Raw genomic sequence first — 20,492 nt, 5'->3', positions numbered from 1 at the left:
GACGCCTAAGACAGTCCTTGGGTTGTCCTTGTTCCCGGTCCGACCGGTTTTGCCATCACATCCTTCGCTCTCACAACCTCGTGAAGCTGATCTCCTCAGCTAAACTCTTGATCTATGCTGCTGCCAGCATGGGCGCATGCCCGCGTTCGAAGACGCCGCCGCGCGCCATGACCGCCCATGCGATCCGCGCCATCTTATTGGCGATGGCGACCGAGACAACGCGCGCAGGCTTTCTGGCGAGCAGAGCGACAAAGCGCGGATCGACCGTGCTGGGTTTCTGCTTGGCGTATCGGACAAGCGCGGTTGCGCCAATGACCAGGAGCTGCCGCAGATATCTGTCGCCCATCTTGGTAATGCGCCCCAATCGGTCCTTGCCGCCACTCGAACTCTGCCGCGGGGTCAGCCCTAGCCAGGCGGCGAACTGGCGCCCTGACGAGAACTGGCTTGGATCGGTCACTGACGCGGCAAGCGCGGTCGCGCCGATCGGCCCGATACCAGGGATCGTCGCCAGGCGCCGGGCCCTGTCGTCGCTCCGCTGCAGAGCGGCGAGACGCAGGTCGAGCTTTCGCAACTGGGCGTGAAGCTGGAGCAGTTGTCCTGCCAGCATGGCGACGACGTTCACCGCTTCGGTCGGCAGGTCGAGCTTGGACTCACCCTCGGCGATCTCCCGCGCCATCTGCAGTGCCTTCACGATCCCCACCGGGATCGCGATGCCCAGCTCGGCGAGCACGCTGCGCATCATGTTGACCAGCTGCGTGCGCTGCTTGATCAGCAGGCTACGCACGCGATGCAGCGACAACGCTGCCTGCTGCTCGCGCGACTTGACGGGCACGAACCGCATCGTCTGACGTGTGACCGCTTCGCAGATTGCCTCTGCGTCGGCGGCATCGTTCTTACCGCGCTTCACATAAGGCTTCACGTAAGCCGCCGGCATCAGCCGCACCTCATGGCCCAGCTTCGTCAGTTCGCGCGCCCAGTGATGCGACGTCCCGCAGGCCTCGGCGCCGACAAGGCACGGCGGCAGCTTCTCGAAGAACGGCAACATCTGCGATCGCCGCAGCGCCTTGCGAATGACGACCTCTCCGGTCGCGCTGATACCGTGAACCTGAAAAACGTTTTTGGCCAAATCGAGGCCGATCGTGCTAATCTCCATGGCGGGTGGCTCCTTCTCGGGTCGCATGACAGCAAACCCATCTTGGCACTTAGATGCCGTGAGCGGGAGCCATCCACCTCATCCGCTAATCGATCTCGCGCGTGCGCGTTCGACCCCGCATTCGTTCTACGCGATTTCGAAGATCTTCGCGGAGCTGACGAGCAGCGGGTACGTGCTTAATCTCGTGGGATGTAGCAAAACGGCGAGTTCCCGACAGCCGCTCTCCCGTGAAGTCCGACGATATGATTGCAATTGTTCCGCAGTTAAACATCTGCTGAATAAAAGAGAAATGAACCTTGATATCTTTGACGCGATAAAGCTCAATCTCGTCCTCTTGGCGAAAAATTATTCCCGATCGGATGAATAGCCGCTCACTATCCATACGGTAGTGCGTCGTCTTATTACGAAGCCACCAAATTGCGAGCAATGGCAGCGTAATCATGAAGGCGGGAACAGACATGATGAGGAAAAGCCAGCCACCACCCGACTTAAGCAGAAACGCTTTGGTTGACGGACGAAATTCAAGGATTCTGGTCGGATCCGATGCTGAAGATGAACTCATTCTTTCCCCCATTGTATTTTATAGCGCAACTTGGCCGCAAACCGTTCAAAGATCGTTACTTTGCGTCACTCTTTGCATCAATAGTGCAATCAGTGACTCAGGTAGCGCGCTCAGCCAGGAAGCTCGTCCCGGAGACCTTCAGTTTTATGCGATTTGCCCAACTACTCTTGGCGCGGCTAGCGCGAGATAATGACTGGACAAGGCCGTTCATGCACTTTAGCCGCACTCTAACATCGGTGATCACGCCAATATCGAGGCCAGACCAATACCATTTTAGTCGCGATCATTGCGCACGAAAGGTCGCGCCCATCGGCCAAAGTGCACCAGGCTGCCGTACGACTTCCGCCAGCGCCTCCGACTGACCGACAGACCATCGGGACTGACCTCACCTGAACGTGGCCAGTCGCAATGCGTCCTTTCGGTCCTCCGAACAGATTGACCAATGCGTCACGTGCTTGCTGCGCCGATGCTTGTGGGCAAGGCTGATTAGGACGGCATGTGCCATCTGCCTCTCGGGCAGCTATGCCGCTGATCCGAACTTTTGGACCCTCGGCACACCATATCGGTCCATCTCCGTCATATACGTGAGTGGGACGACACTGGAAAACCTCGCCAGAAGGCACAATCATCGCAGCGGCGGCAATCAATGATATCATAAAAAGGGGTTGTCCTCATCCGCATAGCGCTGCCCGATAAACTGGGTATTTTGAGTGAAGGCGTCTATGTCATGCTGAGCGAGATTGCGCAGGATTTCGTCGATCCTGCCCTGCATCTTGTCGAGGCTCTCATTCAGGATGAAGCTGGCTGATTTGCCGGTCTTGCGAAAGATCTCTGACCGGTGCGCTGCCGGGATGTCGATGTAGCTTTTGACCAGTTTTGGCAGGTGGTGACTGCGCATCTGCTCGACATCAACGCGGGAGAAGCCGGGAATGGTTTCCCGCTCCATTGCCCCTTCGATCTGCTGCAGGCATGCAAGGATGCGGCGAATGCGGTCTTTGGCCGGGCCTGGGACGCGTTCATCTTCATAGTCAATGAGGGCCGGTGGCAGTGGCGATGTGGTTGCAGGGGTGGCATTGGTCGGCGTGGTTGATGCAGATGCCTGCCCGCCGAAAAGGGCACGGTTGAGCTTGTCGAAAATGCTCAATTCAGCCTCCAGCTCGCGTCTTGTTTCTCGCCATGACCTTCGTCCATCTTTCTTCAACCGCGCGTCATACGCCACCCATTCTGCCCTACCAGCACGCTTATTGCGATACTGGTAGAGCAGCAACTGCAGGACGTGCCACGCAGCAATCAGACCGATGAGGATCGCAAGGGCAGCGATCATGCGACGCTGAGTAGCGGATCCGTTCCGGCAGCGCGTTGCGATGCGCCTTCAGAGCGGGCGATGTAGCCCTTGGCCTTTTCCGTTTCGGCCGAGAGCACATCGACCGTCTGCTTCATGTTGGAGAGCGCCTTGATCTTGAATTCATCGACGGCGTCCATGGTCGCGTAGATGTTGGCAAAGGCCCTCTGCAGCGTTTCGACCTGGATGGTCGAGGAAGCGGCCTGCTCGTGGATGCGTGCCGTGTTGGTCTTGAGCAGTTCGCTGGTGCTCTCGATCATGTTCGAGGTGGTGGTGTTGAGGGCCGTGATCTGATCGAGCACGAGCTTCTGGCTGGCGAGCGCCTGGGCCACCGTCACGGCGGTGCGCAGGGCTGCAATGGTCGTCGTTGACGCGCGATCGACGCCCTTGATCAGCTCGATGTTGTTTTTCTTGATCAGGTCCATGGCGAGGTAACCCTGGACCGTGACCGCCATCTGGGTGAGGAGATCGGTGGTGCGCTGGCGAACGTAGAACAGAGCCTGCTCGCGGATCGCTTTGGCTTTCGCTGGGTCAACCGCGTCCAGATCCGCCGCCTTGTCCTCGAGGCGGGTGTCGAGCGTCTTGGAGATATGGATCATCTGCTCCAGTTTGCCCATCATCTCCCACATTTTGCGGCGCTCAGCTTCGATGGCGATATTGTCCTGAAGCAGGCCATCCTTGCCTCGGGTTAGAGCCGTGAGGATGCCGTTGATGTGGCTCTGGGCGGAGGCATATTTGTCGAAATAGGCCTTGAGCTTATTGCCGAACGGAATGATGCCGAACAGCTTGCGCGGCTGGAGCAGGCCGCCGTCGCGGGAAGGATCGAGGCCCTCGATGACATTGCGAAGTTCGATCAGGGAGCTGCCGACGCCACCCTCGCCGTCCATCGCCTTGGTGGGGCGATCGAGGAAGCGATTGCTCTGGCTCGTGAGGGCAACGATTTCCTTCTGGCCGATGTTGGCCAGCTGGTTGACCTTGTTGCCGAAGTCCGGGCTGTTGGCGTCGAGCGACACGAGTTCGCCGACATATTGATCGACCTTCAGGTCGAGCTTGCTTTTCACGTCGGACTCGATCGGTACCAGGCCGGCAGCCTTTTCCGACGGAATGGCGGCGACGGGTTCCGGCGCTTTAAGGACGAGATCGTTCATGATTACCCCCAATTTTCTTTCTGCATTCAGTGATTAGGCGATTTTTCGCGCGTGCTCCAGCCTATGCCACTCTGCATTGCGCCTCAGTTACCGGTGTCGCGGTGCCATAAATTTGTGCTCGCTGAATGATCGTCCCGGCCCACCGCAGGTGAGTAGCGGGTTCGCACATGCTGCCATGAGAACCGAACACCGCTGGGGCATCCTTTTCGAGAATGGCCCGAGCTTCAGCCATTTCTGCTCCGCTCGGTCGGTAGAGGCTCTGGATGGTTTCGATCTGTAGGGGATGGACCGCCGTCTTGGTCAGCAACCCATGTTCGATATCCTGCTCTACCTCGTTGCGGAGCAAATCGGTTGAGGAGAAATGTTCGAACACAGGCGCCGCGACGCTGAAGCCGTAAGGGAGGAAGGTTCCGGCTATGTCACGGATGACCGGGCCAAGCGGACCATCATAAGCCGTTCGCGTCTTGGAGCGGCGGACTCCAAGAATGTTGAGGATGTCGTTGCCGCCGATGCGGATGGCGGTCACACGATCCGCATAGGGCAACAGCTGATCGCGCAGCCGGCTCAGCGCAGTTCGATCGAAGGCCTCCTCACCCTCGATGGTGGGCATGAAGGCATGTTTTCCGTGTACAAGCACGGATAGCCATTGGGGCAAGTTCTGGGTCGTGATCTTGGGAAGCACGAACCCCTGAATCGCGTCGATGCCGGGCATGCGCAGCAAGCGCACCAGCATCTCGATATTGCGCGGGCGTGCGAACACGAGAACTGGCGTTGCGCTCGCGGCGAAACGGGTCAGCGCTTCTGCAAAGCGCTCTTCAGCGTGCGTGACCTCATCCTCACGGATTGCGTCTTCAAGACAGATGACAATGGACCGAACCGAAGGGTTGGCTCCGTAGGCAGTGTCGAGGAGATTCTCCTTGATCGCGGGGACGTACAGGGTTGCCCCCAACTCAATTGCCTTCATTCCTGTTCCCCCTGCAGGCGCTTGATGATCGTCACAGCGCGGTAGTTTTTCAGGTCCATTTCTTCGACCACCAGGCCGACAGCCTCTGCCAAATGCCTGATATGCTGGACTTCAGGGTCATGCAGATCGCGAACGCAGATGCGATCCGGAACGCGGCGCAGGATCGCCCGGGTCGCTTCGGCGATGCCAGGCTTGATCCGGTTCACGTCGCTGATCTTACCCTCCACGGCGAACTCGCGGAGCAGGGCTTCGCGCCCTTCTCGTGCTTCCTTGGCCGCATTTAGCGACCAGGGATTCCAGATCGCCGTAGGCATAGGCGCCTGTTCAATGGCTGCGATGAAATCACGGCTGATGTCGAATGGCGCGTGCTCTTCCTGGAAAAGGCAGGCGTGGAAATCCCCTGGTCCGACAAGGTCGTCGGTCAGCACGGAGCGGCTGATGAGGCCGGAGACGATGCCGTTCAGCAGGCCGCTGGGGATGACATAATCTTCGGTCGTGGCAGCCAGGTCCGCGCAGCCGGCCGGATCGGCGATAACGGCGAGATATGGCGAGAAGCCCAGCGATTCTTGGGCGAGCGAATGCTCAAGCTCACCTTTGATGGCGCCCTTTCCCGTCCAGCCATCGAGGAAGATCGAGGTTTCCGTGCCGTGCCGGGCTTTGATGTACCGAAGGGCGTTGAGATCGATCCCGCGCCCCCGAATGATGCTGATCGAATAATGATGGGCATCGATGCCGATACGGAGCAGCGCACGCTTCAAAAGGACGCCAATCGGCGTGCCTGCCCGGGCGAGCGAGATCACGACGCACTCCTTGGCGGTTTCCGGGCGGGCAGCGATCTTGCGGGCGAGGAACTCGACATGCGCCCGCAGTGTCCCGCCGTTGCGGCGAAGCGCATCGGCGTAGAGCGTCATATAACGTTCGTCCGGCACCTTCTCGGGCGACAGCATCTCGGAGTAGTGGCGAGAGCCAGACTGGATCAGGCGCTCCTTTTCCTCGACATCGACATGCTTGATTGCGGCCGGTTTGAGCAGGATCTGGACGTCCGAGGGATCATAGGATCCGGAGAACAGGGTGGGTTTTACAGCGAGGATCGTGCTCATCAGCGGGTCCAATCATTGTCGTTGCGGACAGCCTGCCAGAGCTGCGAGTTGGTGGGAGCCATGGCGAAATCACACAGGTCCATGAAGCCGACGTCGGACGTGCTGTCGCCCACGCCAATGATGGGCGTTTGGGGGGCCGTGGTCCGGATCTTGTTGATCAGATAGGTGACAGCATGCCGCTTGTTCAGCCACGAGGGCATATAGGCCAGATTGTTGCCGTTCTTGTGGCGGCGCCATCCCGCCGGAGTGAGCGACGCATGCGAGTCGCGCAGCTGCTCGAGAATCTCGCCATCGTCGACATTGCTCTTGATGACGATGTAGAGTGGCAGGCCGTACTCCGAAACGATCCAATGCCGGAACTGCCCCTCGTCGAGAGGACCCGTCATCGCAGCATAAATCTCAAAGATGCTCGGCTCCTTTGCAGCGGATGCCTGAAGATGGCTGTGCCATTCATCATCAATCACGCCTCCCTCAAGGGTGATGCAGCCGCCATTGGAGCAGATTGCGGGTGCTTGCTCGATGTCGACGCGAGCCATGACCTCGGTGCTGCGGGCGGTCACGGGAATGACCTTGCCGGCGCGAAACCAGTTGAGCAGGTTTTCTTGGCGTCTTGTGGCATAGCCCGACGGTGAACCGTCGACGAGCGTGCTCATCAGGCGGAGGCCATCCACCTTCTTGTCAGGGCACTTCCGGGCAGTTTGGAACAGGGTGTCATCCAGATCGGTAAACACAACAGGCGCGGTCATTCTTATTTTTCCTCCGCAGAGTGATATCCGCAAAGGACCATCTCAATCGGTATGTCCTTGCCAAGAGCGGCGACGGCCGCCTTTGCCTGGTGGACCTGCTCACCCGCGATTTCAGCGGCGATGATGATGCGGTCGGGCTGATGGCCCAGGATGTTGTAGAGGTGACAGGGGGCGCCGCTGCCATAGGCATCGTCGAAATGCGACACAGTCTCCATGGCATGTCCCAGCAGCGCGGGTGTTCGGGTAATGCACTGGATCGCGGCAACCCCGCCCTTGGCCTCGATCTCCTCGGCGATGAGCAGAGCCTCATAACTGTGTTCGCCGTCGCCAAGCACAAGGATGCGCTCTCCGGCCTTGGGTTCCACCGGCGCTCGGAAGGCGCGCTCCGGGTCGACGAGACCCGAACGGCTGCCCATGCCAGTGGCCGGCGCCGTGCCTACACCATTGCTGGTGCTGGCCAACTGGGGCGGCACCTGGTGCAGGTTCTTCTCCCAGTTCATTGCGCCCCGCAGGATCGCGTGCCCGGTGGTGGGAAGCGGCATGGCGCTGCAATAGGCCTGGCCGCTCCAGTCGGTGAGGCAGCAGGTTTCGATGCGCTCAAGGTTCGGCAAGGCTGCCATCATTGCTTCCGCGCCGCCGATGAAGGTGTTGCCCGTGCTGCATTCGTCATCGATGATGACGAGGGTGCGGGCGGAACGCGCAAGCGCGATCAGCTGCTCATCCGCGATCTGGACGAGATGCGAGGTCGCATGGCTGTGCCCCTCTTCGAAGGTTGCGATGATCGTTGATCCTTCGACGCGCTGGCGGGAGGTCTGCAGGTAGAGAGCAGAGACATCAGGATTGGTGCGCCGATAGGCGGCAAACACGCCTTGCCCAAGAGCTGTCGCCGTCTCGGCCATGCCGAGGAAGGCGACCGGCTGGGGTAAGTCGGCGGGCAGCATAGCCCCCAGCTGATCCATGGAACCGCGCATGGCGGCCGGAGCCGCCGGCAGGTGGCGTCCGAGAACCTTCGAGACGATCAGGAACCCACGCTTGGGATTGGCGCGGGCTGCAAAGCCGCACAATTCGTCGATCGAAGCGTCGTTGTGAATTTTGAGGGTGAGAGTGCCGCTTTCAAGCGACACGACGCGCGTGTCGTCGACCATGATCGTCATGGATCAGAAATTTCCTCTTTATCTGTGAACCCGATAGCCGGGTATGCCTGCATATATTTGATCATGTCAGAGGCGTCTGGACCAGCAGTATTCCTCTGCTGTTGGTTTCTATTTTTGCCCCGAGATGCCGGAGCAGATTTTGAGGTTCAATCTGCGCAAGCGAGGCAAGATTGACCTCGCCCCAGGCCGACCGATCGACCGACAAGGTAGCCACATATTCGTCTCGTTCTTGCCCAACTGCGCCGCTTCTCTGTGTGTAGGCGGAGACGGCGACCTTATGGATATGCTCAGCGACCGCCATGGAATGGCCGACGAGCCGCACCAGCAGCGAGCAGACATGGTCGAGATAGAGAGCTGCGCGCTCCTTCTGGGTCAGCTCTTTCGGGCGGAATGCCAGCTGTGTGAAGTCGGCGGACCATTTGACCGAGGGCATGTCCTCGATTTCTGGGAGGTCCACGTCGAGCAGTAGCCGTCCGCCGTTGAAGGAGATCGCGATGTTGGTTTCACGGGGCCATTCCAGCGAGCCGAGACGCTGCAGCAATGCGTCTTCGACCGCAGCGAGATCGGGCCCAGCGTTCGCTTGAGCGGCCCGCCAGGCCATGAGTGCTGCCATGTGATCCTCGCCAGAAGCAAATTGTTCCCGGCTTGGCTTTCCAGCGCTGGAGCGCAAGATCTGGCCGACCGTTTGGGGAATGTCGAGATGGATGGTCGCCAGAGAGGTGGCAGCATCATTGCGCGCTTCGACATTTTCCTGAAGAAACTCGCGCAATTCGTCCTTCATGGTCCGTTTGATGAGCGGGATCAATGCAGGATCAATGGACTGGCCCTCTCCATCGAGAAACACCAGCTGATCATCGATAATTCGAGCAACGAGGCCATTGGGGATCTGCGGCTCCGGCGGCGTCGGCGCCTCAGGCGGGCGGCTCGATGTGGACCTGCGGCTGGGCTTGTCGAGCCGCTCGCGATAGCTCAGCCCGGTCCCGGGGATGCCGACATTGCCATAGACACCGCGCTTGCCCATGGTGATCGAGGCGCCGCGCGGCCCGACGGACAGCGAGGCGCCAGATCCGCTGAGGTTGAGCCGGACCCCCGGCAAGATCGAAATACGTTTGCTGAAGCGAAAACCCATGAGACTCCCCTCAGGCGCTGACGATGATGCTGACGACACTCGCGCGCAGCCGGTTGACGACCTCGCGGCGATTATTCTCCGAATGGTGGCTAAGCATTGGCGCGGTGAAGCCGGCGGCCGCGATCATTTCGAACACAAAGCTGCTGCGGATGCCGAAGTTCACATTTTCCGAGATCGAACCCCGTTCGCGCATATTGCCATGCGCGAGGGACGCTGAAGTGACGCCTACCAAGTTGCCATATTCATCGACGATCGCCCCGCCAGAGGATCCTGACCCGATGGGGGCAGTGAACTGGAAGCGCGAGATGTCGCCGTGGTTTCCTGCAAGGCCAGAGATGTTGCCGGTGGTGACCTTAAGATCGGCTCCCAGCACGTCCATCAGGGGAAAGCCGGCAGCCATGACGCTTTCACCAAGCCAGATGGGCGCGCCGATGCGCATGGGCAGAGGCTGGCCATTGGTGGAGCCTTCGAGCAGCGCAAGATCATGCTTGGGATCGACTGCGACCGGTCGGAGGAGGTTCTGCGTTCGTCCTTGACGAAAGCTCTCGCCATCTTCGATCACATGGGCATTGGTGATGATGAGGTCGGGCGCAACGATGATGCCACTGCCAGTCCCGATCACCTGCCCAGGCTCCGCAGACGGCCGGTGACGGTCGGGCTCGAAGGGCGAGGGCCGATCCTGCTCTTCTCTCGAGCGCCTCTGCTGGCGGAACGGCATGGCGACAGAGGGGAGATTACGGGCGCGCAGATAGGCGTCGATGCCGAAGGTATAGCCTTCGTTCGAAACCTTCATGCGCCGAGTGCCGGATTTCATGTAGATTTCGGCCAGGATAATGGCGGCGAGCTGGCCATCTGGAGCAGGCAGCGCATATTGCTCGCCTGAAATCTCCATCTGGATGGGATAGCTCTGATTGACGAAACCGCCTGACCGGTCGTCGAGAATATAGGCGATGATCTCGAACTGGTCGCCAAGGGACGCGAAGGAGGAGAGATACCAGTTCCCCTCCTGGCCTTCCTCGAACGGCAGAACTGCGCCCTGCAGGTTGATCGCTGCGACGCCCAATCGTTCCGCATTGCGCCCCAGGATCCGGATATGACATTCAGGATTATCGTTGAGCTGGATGCGCTGACCAGGTTGTGGAGTGATCACCAGAGGCCCCCTCGATTAGCTGACTTCAAGAACGGTGCTTGAGATGGCGATCTCGGTGTCGATTGAACGACGATCGATGCTGTCGGGAGTAAGGCGTCCGGTCAGCAGTCCCGCCCAATCTGCAATGATGCGCGCGCCGACCTTCTCGCCATAGACAACGCCGCCGGCTGGACGGCTGTTGATCTCAAGCGCCTTCCAGCTGCCGTCCTTGGCCTTCCGGAACTGGACGTTCACAACGCCGTGCAGTTTGAACAGCTCGATGAGCCGCGCGGCAGCGTCCTTAAGCGGATGCTCGGACTGAATGCGCTGGCGGCCGTTCTCCTGTTTCGTGCGAGCGACTGCTTTCAGCAGCCGGCCGTGATGCGCGAGAATGTCGAACGAGATCTCTGGGCCCGGCAGGAATTCCATCAGCACGAGTTCGTCGATCGGGCCGTCCACCTCCTGTGCGCGCATCGCATCGAGGTAGAGGTCCACTCGGATCTTCCGCTCGTCGGGGTTGAGGAGATGGCTGGTCGGATTGACCTTGGTCAGGTGCCAGAACCCCAGGCCATTGACGCCCTTGCGCGGCTTTACGCAGGGTTCAGCGTCCTCGCCATGGACCTGGGGGAAGGTGAAGATGCTGCTCTCCAACTGCCATGTGGTTGCCACGGGCGTGGTCAGCAGGTGGAAGGGTTCCTCCTCGATCGCCTGCGCGAACTCATATTTGTCCTCGAGCAGCGCGAGGGTTTCGATCGAGCCTGGCAGTTCAACCCGGCACGGCAAGTCTGCCTGCGAGAGGGCTTTGCGGTACCGCGTCGGAATGAGGATATCGATGCCCCGGGCGATCACCATCTCCCGTGCCCATTCGACATATTGTGCCGCCGGCAAATTGGGTTCGACCCAGGTTTCGGTCGGCCCTTCATAGGTCGGCATGCCCTCGCCCACACTCGCATAGACCTCCAGCGTCGGATCGGCTGCGATCATGGCAGCCGAGATAGGAGCAAGGGAGAAGCCGCGATTGAACCAGATACGCATGGGAAAGTCCTAGAGGAGAGATGGTGCTTTTGAGGTTAAGACAGGGTGATCAGGGCATGATCCGAGCGGCACGCGCCGCCTTCAGCCACGCCGGGAATTCGGACAGAATGCGGTCGTAAAGCTGATCGTCGCTGATGCGTGAGAGATCATCGACGCTGAAGAAGCCGGCATTATCGACCACCCGACCCTCGATGGTGTCGAGCTTGCGTAACACGCCGTAGTTCGCATTGCCGACGCCCACGAACTGCCAGAAGATCGGTCGGTTCGATATTCTCTTGAGGATCGCGATGATCTCCTTCGAGGTCGAGCCGTCGATGCCGCCGTCGGTCAGAAAAATGATCAGCAGCGGCTTGGTGCGCTGGGTCGGCTCGGAGTCCAGAATGGCATTCATAACCACTGGCTCATTGTTCCCGTAGCCGATGGAGTCGCCGCCTTCCTTGATCGCGCCCCCGAAGAAGCCCTTCTTGCCGGTTTCGCGGGCGCCGATTTTTGCGCCAGGAGAAGGGAGCGTGCGAGCGACGAAGCCTTCAAGGTTTGTTGCAGTGAGATCCTCGACCTGCTTGCAGCTGGAGGCATAAAACCACGTAGCCATGGTGCCATCATCATCCAGCCGCAGGGCCACCGGCGCAATGCGTTCCACCGTCTCCTGGACCGTGCCGTTGCGGTAAAGGGTGCCCATGGAGCCGCTGCCGTCGATGACGAACAGGACTTCGGCCTTCTCATTCTCGATCCCTAGCTTCTTGAGCGAGACGCCGACTTGCTGCTTGCGCAGATCTACCTTGCTCAGCGAGACTGGGGCTGATGGAGGAGCAGCGGCAACGGGAGCAGCCGCAGGGGTGCTCGGTGCGGGGGATGAAGCCGACCCGTCATCTACTTCTCCGCCGAAGTGGGTGACCAGAGCGCCGAGACCCCCGGCAAAGCCCTGAACCACAGCGCCCAGGCGCCAGGCACCATTGTGGCGGTAGAGATCGAGCAGCATGACCGCTTTTTCGTCGCCCAGATGCGGTTTGGCATCGATCGTGACGGCATTGTTGATCGTCGCCTTCAACACCGTTGCGCGTTGCAGCGGGAGCGTATCGTGGGTTGCGGTGATCGTGATCCGCTCGATATGGGCGGGCACCTTCTCGGGATAGACCGAGAAGAGCGTGCCGCTGTCGAGCCGGGACATATTGATCGATTTGTCAGGGCTGGCACTGTTGCTGAAGAGGACCGTGTAGCGGTCGTCGGCAATTTTCTTGGCAGCATCGAGCCCGAAAGCGGCAATGTCGATGTCGGCCGGATCATGGCTGACGATCACATTGATCACATCGCTGGTGGTGAAGTCAGCGATCGCACGCTTTTCGCCGGGGTTCATCTGGTTCAAGGCTCGATATCCTGTGAATGGAAGAGATAAGTGAACCGCCGGAGGCTGGCCCCGGCGGTTCGCATCGACATCTTATGGGGGACGTATCGACATGTTATGCCGGTACGCCTCGCCATTTTATGGGGATCAGCCGAGGTTAACGCCCATGCCGCCGGCCAGGCCCGCCAGGCCCGATTCCCAGCCTTCGCCGATCGCCTTCACCTTGATCTCGCCCTGCGCGCTGCGATACAGCTCGACGAAGATCATGGCGGCGTTGGTGCTGCTGTCTTCCGACAGATCGAAACGCGCGAGCTCCTTGCCATCGGCGTCGTTCATGACGCGGGCATAGGCGTTCGAGACCGAGCCGAAATTCTGCTTGCGCTCGGCGCCTTCGTGGATGGTGACCGCGATCACGACCTTCTTCACGTCGGCCGGCAGCTTGGCGAAGTCGATCTTGATCGTTTCATCGTCGCCATCGCCATCACCGGTGCGATTGTCGCCGCCATAAACGACCGAGCCATCGGGCGAGGTCTTGTTGTTGTAGAACACGAAGTGCGCGTCCGAGATCACCTTGTCGGTCTCGCCGATGATGAATGCCGAAGCGTCGAGGTCGAAGGCCTGGCCATCGGTCTTGCGCACGTCCCAGCCGAGGCCGACCGTGACGGAGGTGAGGCCCGGAGCCTCCTTGGAGAGCGAAACGTTGCCGCCTTTGACGAGAGAAACAGCCATTGAGGACTCCTGCTGGTGCTGTGTTTTGAAAGTATGAGGCAGGTCGGGGGCGCGCTTGCGCCCCCGAACAGATCAGCCGACGTTGACGCCGAAGTTCGTCGCGAGCGGGCCAAGGCCGCCCTTGAAGCCCTGACCGACGGCACGGAATTTCCAGTCGGTGCCGTGACGATAGACTTCGCCGAGGATCATCGCGGTTTCGACCGAGGCGTCTTCCGAAAGGTCGTAGCGAACGACTTCGTTGTTCGACTTCTGGTTGACCAGACGGATGAACGCGTTCGAGACCTGGCCGAAGCTCTGGCCCTTGGCTTCGCCTTCGTGGATGGTCACGACGATGGCGACCTTGTCGATGTCGGCCGGCAGTTTCGACAGCGTGACCTTGATCTGCTCGTCGTCGCCTTCCCCCGCGCCGGTGCGGTTGTCGCCCTGATGCTCGACGCCGGCCACGACCTTGTTGTTGTAGAAGACGAAGTCACTGTCGCTGCGAACCTTGCCGCTGGCGGCCAGCAGGAAGGCCGAGGCATCGAGGTCGAAGTCGGAGCCATCGGTGGCGCGCGCGTCCCAGCCCAGGCCGATCATGATTTCGTCGAGAGTCGGATCTTCCTTCGACAGGCTGACATTGCCACCCTTGGAAAGCGAAATTGCCATGTTTCAAACGTCCTTTCATTTTGGCGTTGGTGGTTCCGCGCGGCGCCCGCCCAGCAGCACGCGAGAGATGATCAAGCTATTTGCGCTTGAATTCGATTGCCCCCTTGCTGATGTCCCAGGTGCCATCCGCATGAAGGCGGGGCGCCCGTTCGGCGGCGACAAAGGCTCGGCCGCTCTTCCCATATGTCTCGACATGCTGGATGACGATCTCGCGATCGATATCGAGATGGGTAATGGCGACCCAGTAGGAGGTTCGGTTGGGATTGAGCAGCGGGACGGTAACCTCGCTGCCATCCTGACCGTAGAAGATGAGCTTGGGACGATAGCTCTCGAAGGAGCCAGCTCCGTTGCTGACGGCGCTGTAAGCGCCAAACAGGGCGTAGCGAAGCTCGTCCGGACGATGCAGGACTATTTCTTCTTCACCAGCTACCTGAGAATCTCCCGACAGGGTGATGTAGGGCAGCGCGTGAGAGCGCCCCATGTCCTTCCAGTAAACCTTGCCGCAGGTCCCGTCCTTGAGGACGTAGAAGCAATAAAGGTCGAGGTCGCCCTCTCCCTTTCCACGTCCTTCCCATTTGAGCTTGGCGCGGATGCTGCCAGTCGATTTCGACAGGCTCACACGCTCATTCTTGGCGAGCGTGACCTTCTTGAGGGACACAGCGCTCACTGGTGTGGACGGGGCGGCTACTGGCGCGGGCGCTTGCTCATTGGCGCCTTCAACATCCACGCCGAAATTGGTCGCTAGAGGGGCTAATCCGCCGTTGAAACCCTGACCGACAGCCCGCACCTTGAAAGCGCCGTTGCGCTTATAGACTTCACAGATGATGAGAGCCTGCTCGGACATGCCCGCCAGCGGAATTTCGAAACTGTTCGATCCCATCTGCATTTTGAGAGCGCCGACGTCGGCAAGGCGGCGCGCCGGATCCTGGGCTGTGTCCAGCGCCACGCAGAAAGCGATGGTCTCGATGGTCGCAGGCAGTGTGGCCGGGTTGATCTCGAAAACCGCTGCGCGCTGTTCCTGATAGATCGTGAGATTTGCACCCGGGACGCTGCGTTGGCCATAAAAAACCATGCCAGCATCACCTTCGACCTTGCGCGCGGCGGTCAAAAGATAGGCCGAGACGTCCACCTCGGCTTTGCCGGGAGTGGCGTGCCAGCTGATTTCCACGATATTGCTATCGATCTCGGCGTTAGCGCCTTTTTGAAGCTGCATGGCTCTTGCGTATGTCTGGAGGTGATGTGACGGGGCGCCGGCCGGCGCCCCGTTGCTCGATCATGCCGTCTGCGGACCAGGGTTGCCGGTCGGAGCAGCAGCCGGGCTGGCCTGCTCGACTGCGTCGGCACCTGCGGTGTGGGCGCCGGCGATGACCTGGCCGGTGGGCAGAATGGCCTCGGCTTCACCGCCTTCCTCATATTCATGCGGGAAGCGCTTGCGGTGGCGAACCGATGCCCAGAGCGAGAGCGCCAGGATGGCTGCGCCAAGCAGGCCGGTGACGACTTCCGGCGTCTCGATCCGGATGCTCAGCAGCATGATCATGCCCAGAGCGATGATCGCGTAGAAAGCGCCCGGTTCGAGGAAGCGGAATTCAGCCAGATGGCCGCCCTTCACCAGCGCGATGGTCATCGAGCGGACGAAGAAGGCGCCGATGCCGAGGCCCAGAGCGATCAGGATGATGTTGTTGGTGATCGCGAACGCGCCAATGACGCCGTCGAATGAGAAGGATGCGTCCAGAACCTCAAGGTAGAGGAACGCGCCAGCGCCGGAACGAACGACCGCACCCGTCGCATCTTCTTCGCCGCCTACCAGGTCGCCGAACCACTGCACCAGGAAGTAGACCACAACGCCGGCGAGGCCGGCAATCAGGAAGGTCTGCTGTTCATGACCGTGGACGAGGAAGGAGAGGCCGGCAACGATCGCGACAGTGGCGATGTAGGGCGAGTAAGGGATCTTGGCGAACGCCGACAGCGGCCCTTCGATGAAGCCGAGCCAATGATGCTCACGCTCATCGTCGAAGAAGAAGCTGAGGCCGACCAGCATCAGGAACGCGCCGCCAAAGCCGGAAATGCCCACATGGGCGCCGGTGACGATCTGCTCATAGAGTTCATGGTCGGTGACCGCGATGCGTGCGGCTTCCCAGGGCCAAACGAAGGCCGAGAAGGAGACGATCAGGATCGGGAAAATGATGCGCATGCCAAAGACGGCGATCAGCATGCCCCAGGTGAGGAAGCGGCGGCGCCAAACCTCATCCATGTCCTTGAGGACGGTGGCGTTGACGACCGCGTTGTCGAGGCTGAGCGAGGTTTCCATGACGCCAAGAACCAGCGCGAGGAAAGCCATGGAAAGGGCGCCGCTGAGCAGCCCGGACTCACTGTAACCGACGAAGCCGGCTGCAATGAGGGCAAAGACGGTAAACGCCAATGACCCTGTGAAATTCTTCATTTATACCCCCTGTGGGACGGCTGGATCTGGTCAATCCTGCCGCAAAAATGTGAAACGATGAGGTGGCCGGCTCAATCCTTCGAACCGGCTGTCCAGCGCAGGCGAATGCCGATGTCGTCGGCGAACTGCTTCTGGTCGCGATAATATTTCATATGGCGCTTCATCTGCAGGTTTCCCCCCACGTTATCGATGAGGGCGATACCGCAGAGACGGCGGTTATCATCCCCTTCATTCATCTGTACCTCGATCTCAGGCTGCCCCGGGATGTTCATCCGGACGATGCCGTCGGTCTGGCGCCAGTTGGGCACGCCGTCGTAGATCAGGGCGAACACGCCGATCCGCTTGATCTGGTCGAAGAAGCGGCCGTTGACCCGGATCGTTTCCCCTGTTGCTACCGAGCCGGTGCGGTCATCGCCGGAGAGCTCAATCCAAGGTGCGAAGTCGAATGAGCCGAAGCTCTCGCCGAGTGCCTGAATGCAGCCCTTGAAGCCATCATGCATCTCGAACATGACGCCGAGGTCCAGGTCGACCTTCTTGGACCCGCCGCCGAAGAAGCCGCGCTTCGCTTCGCCCTGGTTCCAGTTCAGGTTGAGGATGATCTCGCCGAATGTCGAACCGGTCTTCTTGAGGCTGACCGATGGATTGGATTTCTCCAGCGTGATCTTCTTCAACGAGACAGGCGCTGCCGGTGGTGGCGGAGGTGGAGGCGGCGCAGCAGGACGCGGGGGCGGCGGAGGCGCGGCCGGCGTCGGCGTGGGCGCAGGCGAAGGGGTTCCAGCTACTTCCCCGCCGAAATGCTCGATGAGAGCGGCCAGCCCTGCTGCAAAGCCGGCGGCCATCGTGCCAACCTTCCAGCCGGAGCTGTGGCGATAAAGCTCGATCAGCATCACGGCCTTTTCGGACGAGAGATGCTCTGCGACGTTGAACATCGCCTTGGAACCGTCAATCGTGACAGTCAGTGGCCGGGATTCAGCGATCGGGCGCATATCATGGGTCGCGGTAAATACGATCCGATCCACGGCCACTGGCAGCTGGTCGAGGTCGATGTTGAAGACGGCACTGTCTGATGTCGGAATGAGCGTGACGGCTCCCTCCGGCGTGCGCGTGTTGGAGAAGAGAACGACATAGCGGTCGTCCCCAATCTTCTTTTCCTTGTTGAGGCCGAAGGCTGCGATATCGACGCCTTCGAGGCCAAAATCCACCTTGATCGTCAGACGATTGCCGACACCAAGATCAGACAGGCCGCGCTTTTCCCCCCGCTGCAGCTGCATGCGTTACTCCAGAATGAAGGCGGGGAGTTTTAGTCTCCCCGCCAAAAGGCATCAGATGTGGCGAGCGGCCTCGGCCGTCAGGTCATGAGCCGTCCGGCCAGTTGCACGGGCGCCGATGGCCTTGAACGTCCAATCGCCGCCATTGCGCGTGACGCTCGCAAGGACCAGGCCGGTGTGCGGGCCGGAGTCCGAGATGTCGAAGCGCGCCAGTTCCTTGCCGTTTGAGTTCACGACGCGGCCATAGGCGTTCTGGATCTTGTCGAAGGTCTGGCCCCGGAAGGAGTTCACAGTCAGAACCAGTGTTTCGACCAGGCCCGGCAGCCGGGTCAGATCGATGGCGATCGATTCATCATCGCCATCGCCTTCACCGGTGAGGTTGTCGCCGCTGTGACGAACCGAACCGTCCTTGCTGTTGAGCTGACCGAAATAGACGATGTCGAGCGGCTTGCCGTTGCCGTCGAAGAGAATGCAGGATGCGTCTAGGTCGATGCTGCCGCTCTGGCCACCGCCGAAGAGCTTGCTCATCATCCCGCCGCTGCTGGCCACGTCCCAGCCCACGCCCAAAGTAATACCTGTCAGGGCGCTGCCGGCTTGCTTCTGGAGGCTGACGCTCGAGTTCTTCTGCAGGGTCACCGTCATTGATATACTTTCCTCATTCTAACTTTGGCTGAAGTCTCTAAACTTTTGGCATGTTAATCCCGCGCCTGTCCGCACTGCGGTAGGATTGTCGTAACAACTTAAGATTTCACGAATTCCCCCTGAAATACGCTGCTGATCTTTAACCATGTCCTGCGGGATCCGCCCAGTAATTTTTTTCGTTCTCGATCACTCAGCGGGATGGTGCAGGGCAATCCGGATATTTCCCGGAAAAGATGGTGATGCTGGTCGAAGAGCTCTTCGGTCGGGTGGCGGATGCGTATGTCCAGGCCCCGGCTAACCCGCCTTATTCACCAAAAGTGTCCTGAAGGGTTGGCGGGAGTGGCGTAAGCCTCTGATCTGAATTAGGAACTGGGTGTCTAAGCCGAACCTGCCGCAGGGCAGAAAATGCCACGGGCCACACCCGCCATGAACGATGATATCGCAAGCTCATTTGGATTCCCAGCAGTCGGCCGCAAGAAAATCACAGCTGCGTTCGACGGTGGCCGGCTTACCTCGGATGGCGGTGTTCTACTGCTTGCACAGGCCGAGCGCGCGATGGGGATTTGCCAGCGCCTGGCGGCTTGTATTGCCGATCCGCGCGATCCAGCGCGGGTGATCCATCGCCTGGATGACATTCTGCGTGCCCGTGTGTTCGCGATTGCGTGCGGCTATGAGGATGCCGATGATCTCGATGCTCTGCGCGACGATCCAGGCTTCCGCCTGGCGCTCGGCAAGCTGCCGGAATCGGGCGCGGGGCTGGCCAGCCAACCGACGATGAGCCGGTGGGAAAATGCACCGACTACGCGCGAACTGGCCAGCATGATGGCCGCGATGATCGACATCTACTGCGCCAGCTATCCCGCCCCTCCGACAGCGGTCACGCTGGATATCGACGACACGTGCGACGTCGTGCATGGCTATCAACAGCTCTCGTTCTGGAACGGGCATCATGGGGAGCGCTGCTTCCTACCGATCCATATCTACGACACCGCGACCGGCAGGCCGGTGGCCATGCTGCTGCGCACAGGCAAGACGCCTTCTGGAAAGGAGGCGGCGGGGCACATCCGACGCCTGGTGCGTCACCTGCGCCGTAATTGGCCCGATACCCACATCACTATCCGCGGCGACGGGCACTATGGTCGACCCGAGGTCATGGCCTACTGCGATGCGGCCCGCGTCGATTACGTGTTCGGCCTGCCCACCAATTCAGCGCTGCGCGCCGATCCCGCCATTGTTGCGGTCGCCGATGCCTGCGCGGTCAAGCGCGCCCAGCGTCAGTGTCCCGTCCTGCGCAACTATGCCGAGACCCGCTATGGGGCAAAGACCTGGAAGTGCCAGCGTCGCGTCGTTGCACGGATCGAGGCCAGCACGCTGGGCATGGACATCCGCTATGTCGTCACCTCGTTGGCAACAGGATCGGCCGAGCACATCTACGACACGCTCTACTGCGCGCGTGGTCAGGCCGAGAACCTGATCAAGCGCCACAAGTCCCAGCTCGCCAGCGACCGAACCTCGTGCCGCTCGGCCAATGCCAATCAGATGCGCCTGATACTGCACACTGCCGCATACTGGCTGCTATGGCGCATCCAGCAGGCGATGCCCAGGACCGCTGCTCTGGCAAGCGCGGAGTTTACCACCTTGCGCCTGCGGCTGCTCAAGGTCGCTGCGCGCGTCGTAGAAAGTGCTAGCCGCATCCGCATTGCCTTCGCTTCCGCCTGTCCGGATGCCGACCTGTTCCGCGCCCTCGTTCTCCGGCTGAAGCCTGCGCCGACGTAGCCCATGCGGCAGCGCCGCAGAACTCCGAGCCCAGCCCTTCAACCCGAAAAGCCCATCAATCCGAATGCGGTGAAACAAACGCCAGCGATGCCGGTCGTCCGCGCAATACAGCCAGCCGCAGCAAATGCCCAGAGCGGGCCCGAAACCGAGCGTCGTGAATAAGAGAGGCTAGAGGCCGAAGGCCATGA

20 protein-coding genes are annotated in these 20,492 nt (G+C 60.3%); 1 reads left to right on the top strand and 19 read right to left on the bottom strand.

Annotated features, from left to right (window positions below; all coding sequences use genetic code 11):
- Positions 1 to 112: 112 nt before the first annotated feature.
- The 19 genes from DM450_RS24010 to DM450_RS23920 form a co-directional block, all read right to left on the bottom strand.
- Complete coding sequence (locus DM450_RS24010) at positions 113 to 1,153, bottom strand: IS110 family transposase (protein ID WP_142639880.1); 1,041 nt, start codon at positions 1,151 to 1,153, stop codon at positions 113 to 115.
- Between the two features lie 85 nt (positions 1,154 to 1,238).
- Positions 1,239 to 1,715: a PH domain-containing protein gene (locus tag DM450_RS24005; RefSeq protein ID WP_185928873.1), complete on the bottom strand. Its 477-nt coding sequence runs from the start codon at positions 1,713 to 1,715 to the stop codon at positions 1,239 to 1,241.
- Positions 1,716 to 1,942: 227 nt separating this feature from the next.
- Positions 1,943 to 2,371, bottom strand: a complete 429-nt coding sequence (locus DM450_RS26585) for a thermonuclease family protein (protein WP_142639876.1) — start codon at positions 2,369 to 2,371, stop codon at positions 1,943 to 1,945.
- Positions 2,368 to 3,039, bottom strand: coding sequence for a hypothetical protein (locus DM450_RS23995; RefSeq protein WP_260610728.1), 672 nt, complete (start codon positions 3,037 to 3,039; stop codon positions 2,368 to 2,370). Before DM450_RS23995 ends, DM450_RS26585 begins: the two co-directional genes overlap by 4 nt.
- Positions 3,036 to 4,205 (bottom strand): toxic anion resistance protein, encoded by a 1,170-nt coding sequence (locus DM450_RS23990; protein ID WP_142639873.1) that lies wholly within the window; start codon positions 4,203 to 4,205, stop codon positions 3,036 to 3,038. Before DM450_RS23990 ends, DM450_RS23995 begins: the two co-directional genes overlap by 4 nt.
- A gap of 61 nt (positions 4,206 to 4,266) precedes the next feature.
- The gene (locus DM450_RS23985; protein ID WP_142639871.1) at positions 4,267 to 5,169 is read right to left on the bottom strand and encodes an HpcH/HpaI aldolase/citrate lyase family protein; all 903 of its coding nucleotides are present in this window, start codon (positions 5,167 to 5,169) and stop codon (positions 4,267 to 4,269) included.
- Positions 5,166 to 6,269: a cysteine protease StiP family protein gene (locus DM450_RS23980; RefSeq protein ID WP_142639869.1), complete on the bottom strand. Its 1,104-nt coding sequence runs from the start codon at positions 6,267 to 6,269 to the stop codon at positions 5,166 to 5,168. Before DM450_RS23980 ends, DM450_RS23985 begins: the two co-directional genes overlap by 4 nt.
- Entirely contained in the window at positions 6,269 to 7,015 is a 747-nt protein-coding gene (locus DM450_RS23975) for a sucrose-6-phosphate hydrolase (RefSeq protein WP_142639867.1), read from the bottom strand. The genes DM450_RS23980 and DM450_RS23975 overlap by 1 nt, the downstream gene beginning before the upstream one ends.
- 2 nt (positions 7,016 to 7,017) lie before the next feature.
- Complete coding sequence (locus DM450_RS23970; RefSeq protein ID WP_142639865.1) at positions 7,018 to 8,169, bottom strand: phosphoribosyltransferase domain-containing protein; 1,152 nt, start codon at positions 8,167 to 8,169, stop codon at positions 7,018 to 7,020.
- Between the two features lie 61 nt (positions 8,170 to 8,230).
- Positions 8,231 to 9,298: a DUF4236 domain-containing protein gene (locus tag DM450_RS23965; RefSeq protein ID WP_142639863.1), complete on the bottom strand. Its 1,068-nt coding sequence runs from the start codon at positions 9,296 to 9,298 to the stop codon at positions 8,231 to 8,233.
- Positions 9,299 to 9,308: 10 nt separating this feature from the next.
- Positions 9,309 to 10,448, bottom strand: a complete 1,140-nt coding sequence (locus DM450_RS23960; protein WP_260610725.1) for a S1C family serine protease — start codon at positions 10,446 to 10,448, stop codon at positions 9,309 to 9,311.
- A 15-nt stretch (positions 10,449 to 10,463) separates the two neighbouring features.
- A complete protein-coding gene (locus DM450_RS23955; RefSeq protein WP_142639860.1) occupies positions 10,464 to 11,462 on the bottom strand; it encodes an ATP-grasp domain-containing protein in 999 nt (332 codons plus the stop codon).
- A 49-nt stretch (positions 11,463 to 11,511) separates the two neighbouring features.
- Complete coding sequence (locus DM450_RS23950; RefSeq protein WP_260610730.1) at positions 11,512 to 12,816, bottom strand: VWA domain-containing protein; 1,305 nt, start codon at positions 12,814 to 12,816, stop codon at positions 11,512 to 11,514.
- 135 nt (positions 12,817 to 12,951) lie between these two features.
- The gene (locus tag DM450_RS23945) at positions 12,952 to 13,533 is read right to left on the bottom strand and encodes a TerD family protein (protein WP_142639856.1); all 582 of its coding nucleotides are present in this window, start codon (positions 13,531 to 13,533) and stop codon (positions 12,952 to 12,954) included.
- A gap of 72 nt (positions 13,534 to 13,605) precedes the next feature.
- Entirely contained in the window at positions 13,606 to 14,178 is a 573-nt protein-coding gene (locus DM450_RS23940) for a TerD family protein (RefSeq protein WP_142639854.1), read from the bottom strand.
- Between the two features lie 76 nt (positions 14,179 to 14,254).
- Positions 14,255 to 15,391 (bottom strand): TerD family protein, encoded by a 1,137-nt coding sequence (locus DM450_RS23935; protein ID WP_142639852.1) that lies wholly within the window; start codon positions 15,389 to 15,391, stop codon positions 14,255 to 14,257.
- Positions 15,392 to 15,451: 60 nt separating this feature from the next.
- Positions 15,452 to 16,618 (bottom strand): DUF475 domain-containing protein, encoded by a 1,167-nt coding sequence (locus DM450_RS23930; RefSeq protein WP_142639850.1) that lies wholly within the window; start codon positions 16,616 to 16,618, stop codon positions 15,452 to 15,454.
- 71 nt (positions 16,619 to 16,689) lie between these two features.
- Positions 16,690 to 17,889: a TerD family protein gene (locus DM450_RS23925; RefSeq protein ID WP_142639847.1), complete on the bottom strand. Its 1,200-nt coding sequence runs from the start codon at positions 17,887 to 17,889 to the stop codon at positions 16,690 to 16,692.
- 51 nt (positions 17,890 to 17,940) lie between these two features.
- Positions 17,941 to 18,528 (bottom strand): TerD family protein, encoded by a 588-nt coding sequence (locus tag DM450_RS23920; RefSeq protein WP_142639845.1) that lies wholly within the window; start codon positions 18,526 to 18,528, stop codon positions 17,941 to 17,943.
- Between the two features lie 426 nt (positions 18,529 to 18,954).
- On the opposite strand from DM450_RS23920, the gene DM450_RS23915 reads away from it, so the two are divergent.
- Positions 18,955 to 20,304: an IS1380-like element ISSp1 family transposase gene (locus DM450_RS23915; RefSeq protein WP_013039775.1), complete on the top strand. Its 1,350-nt coding sequence runs from the start codon at positions 18,955 to 18,957 to the stop codon at positions 20,302 to 20,304.
- The last annotated feature ends 188 nt before the right edge of the window (positions 20,305 to 20,492 follow it).

Origin of the sequence: Sphingomonas sp. IC081 (assembly GCF_006874585.1) — a bacterium.
Classification (GTDB): domain Bacteria; phylum Pseudomonadota; class Alphaproteobacteria; order Sphingomonadales; family Sphingomonadaceae; genus Novosphingobium.
This window is presented reverse-complemented; position numbering and strand designations above follow the sequence as displayed.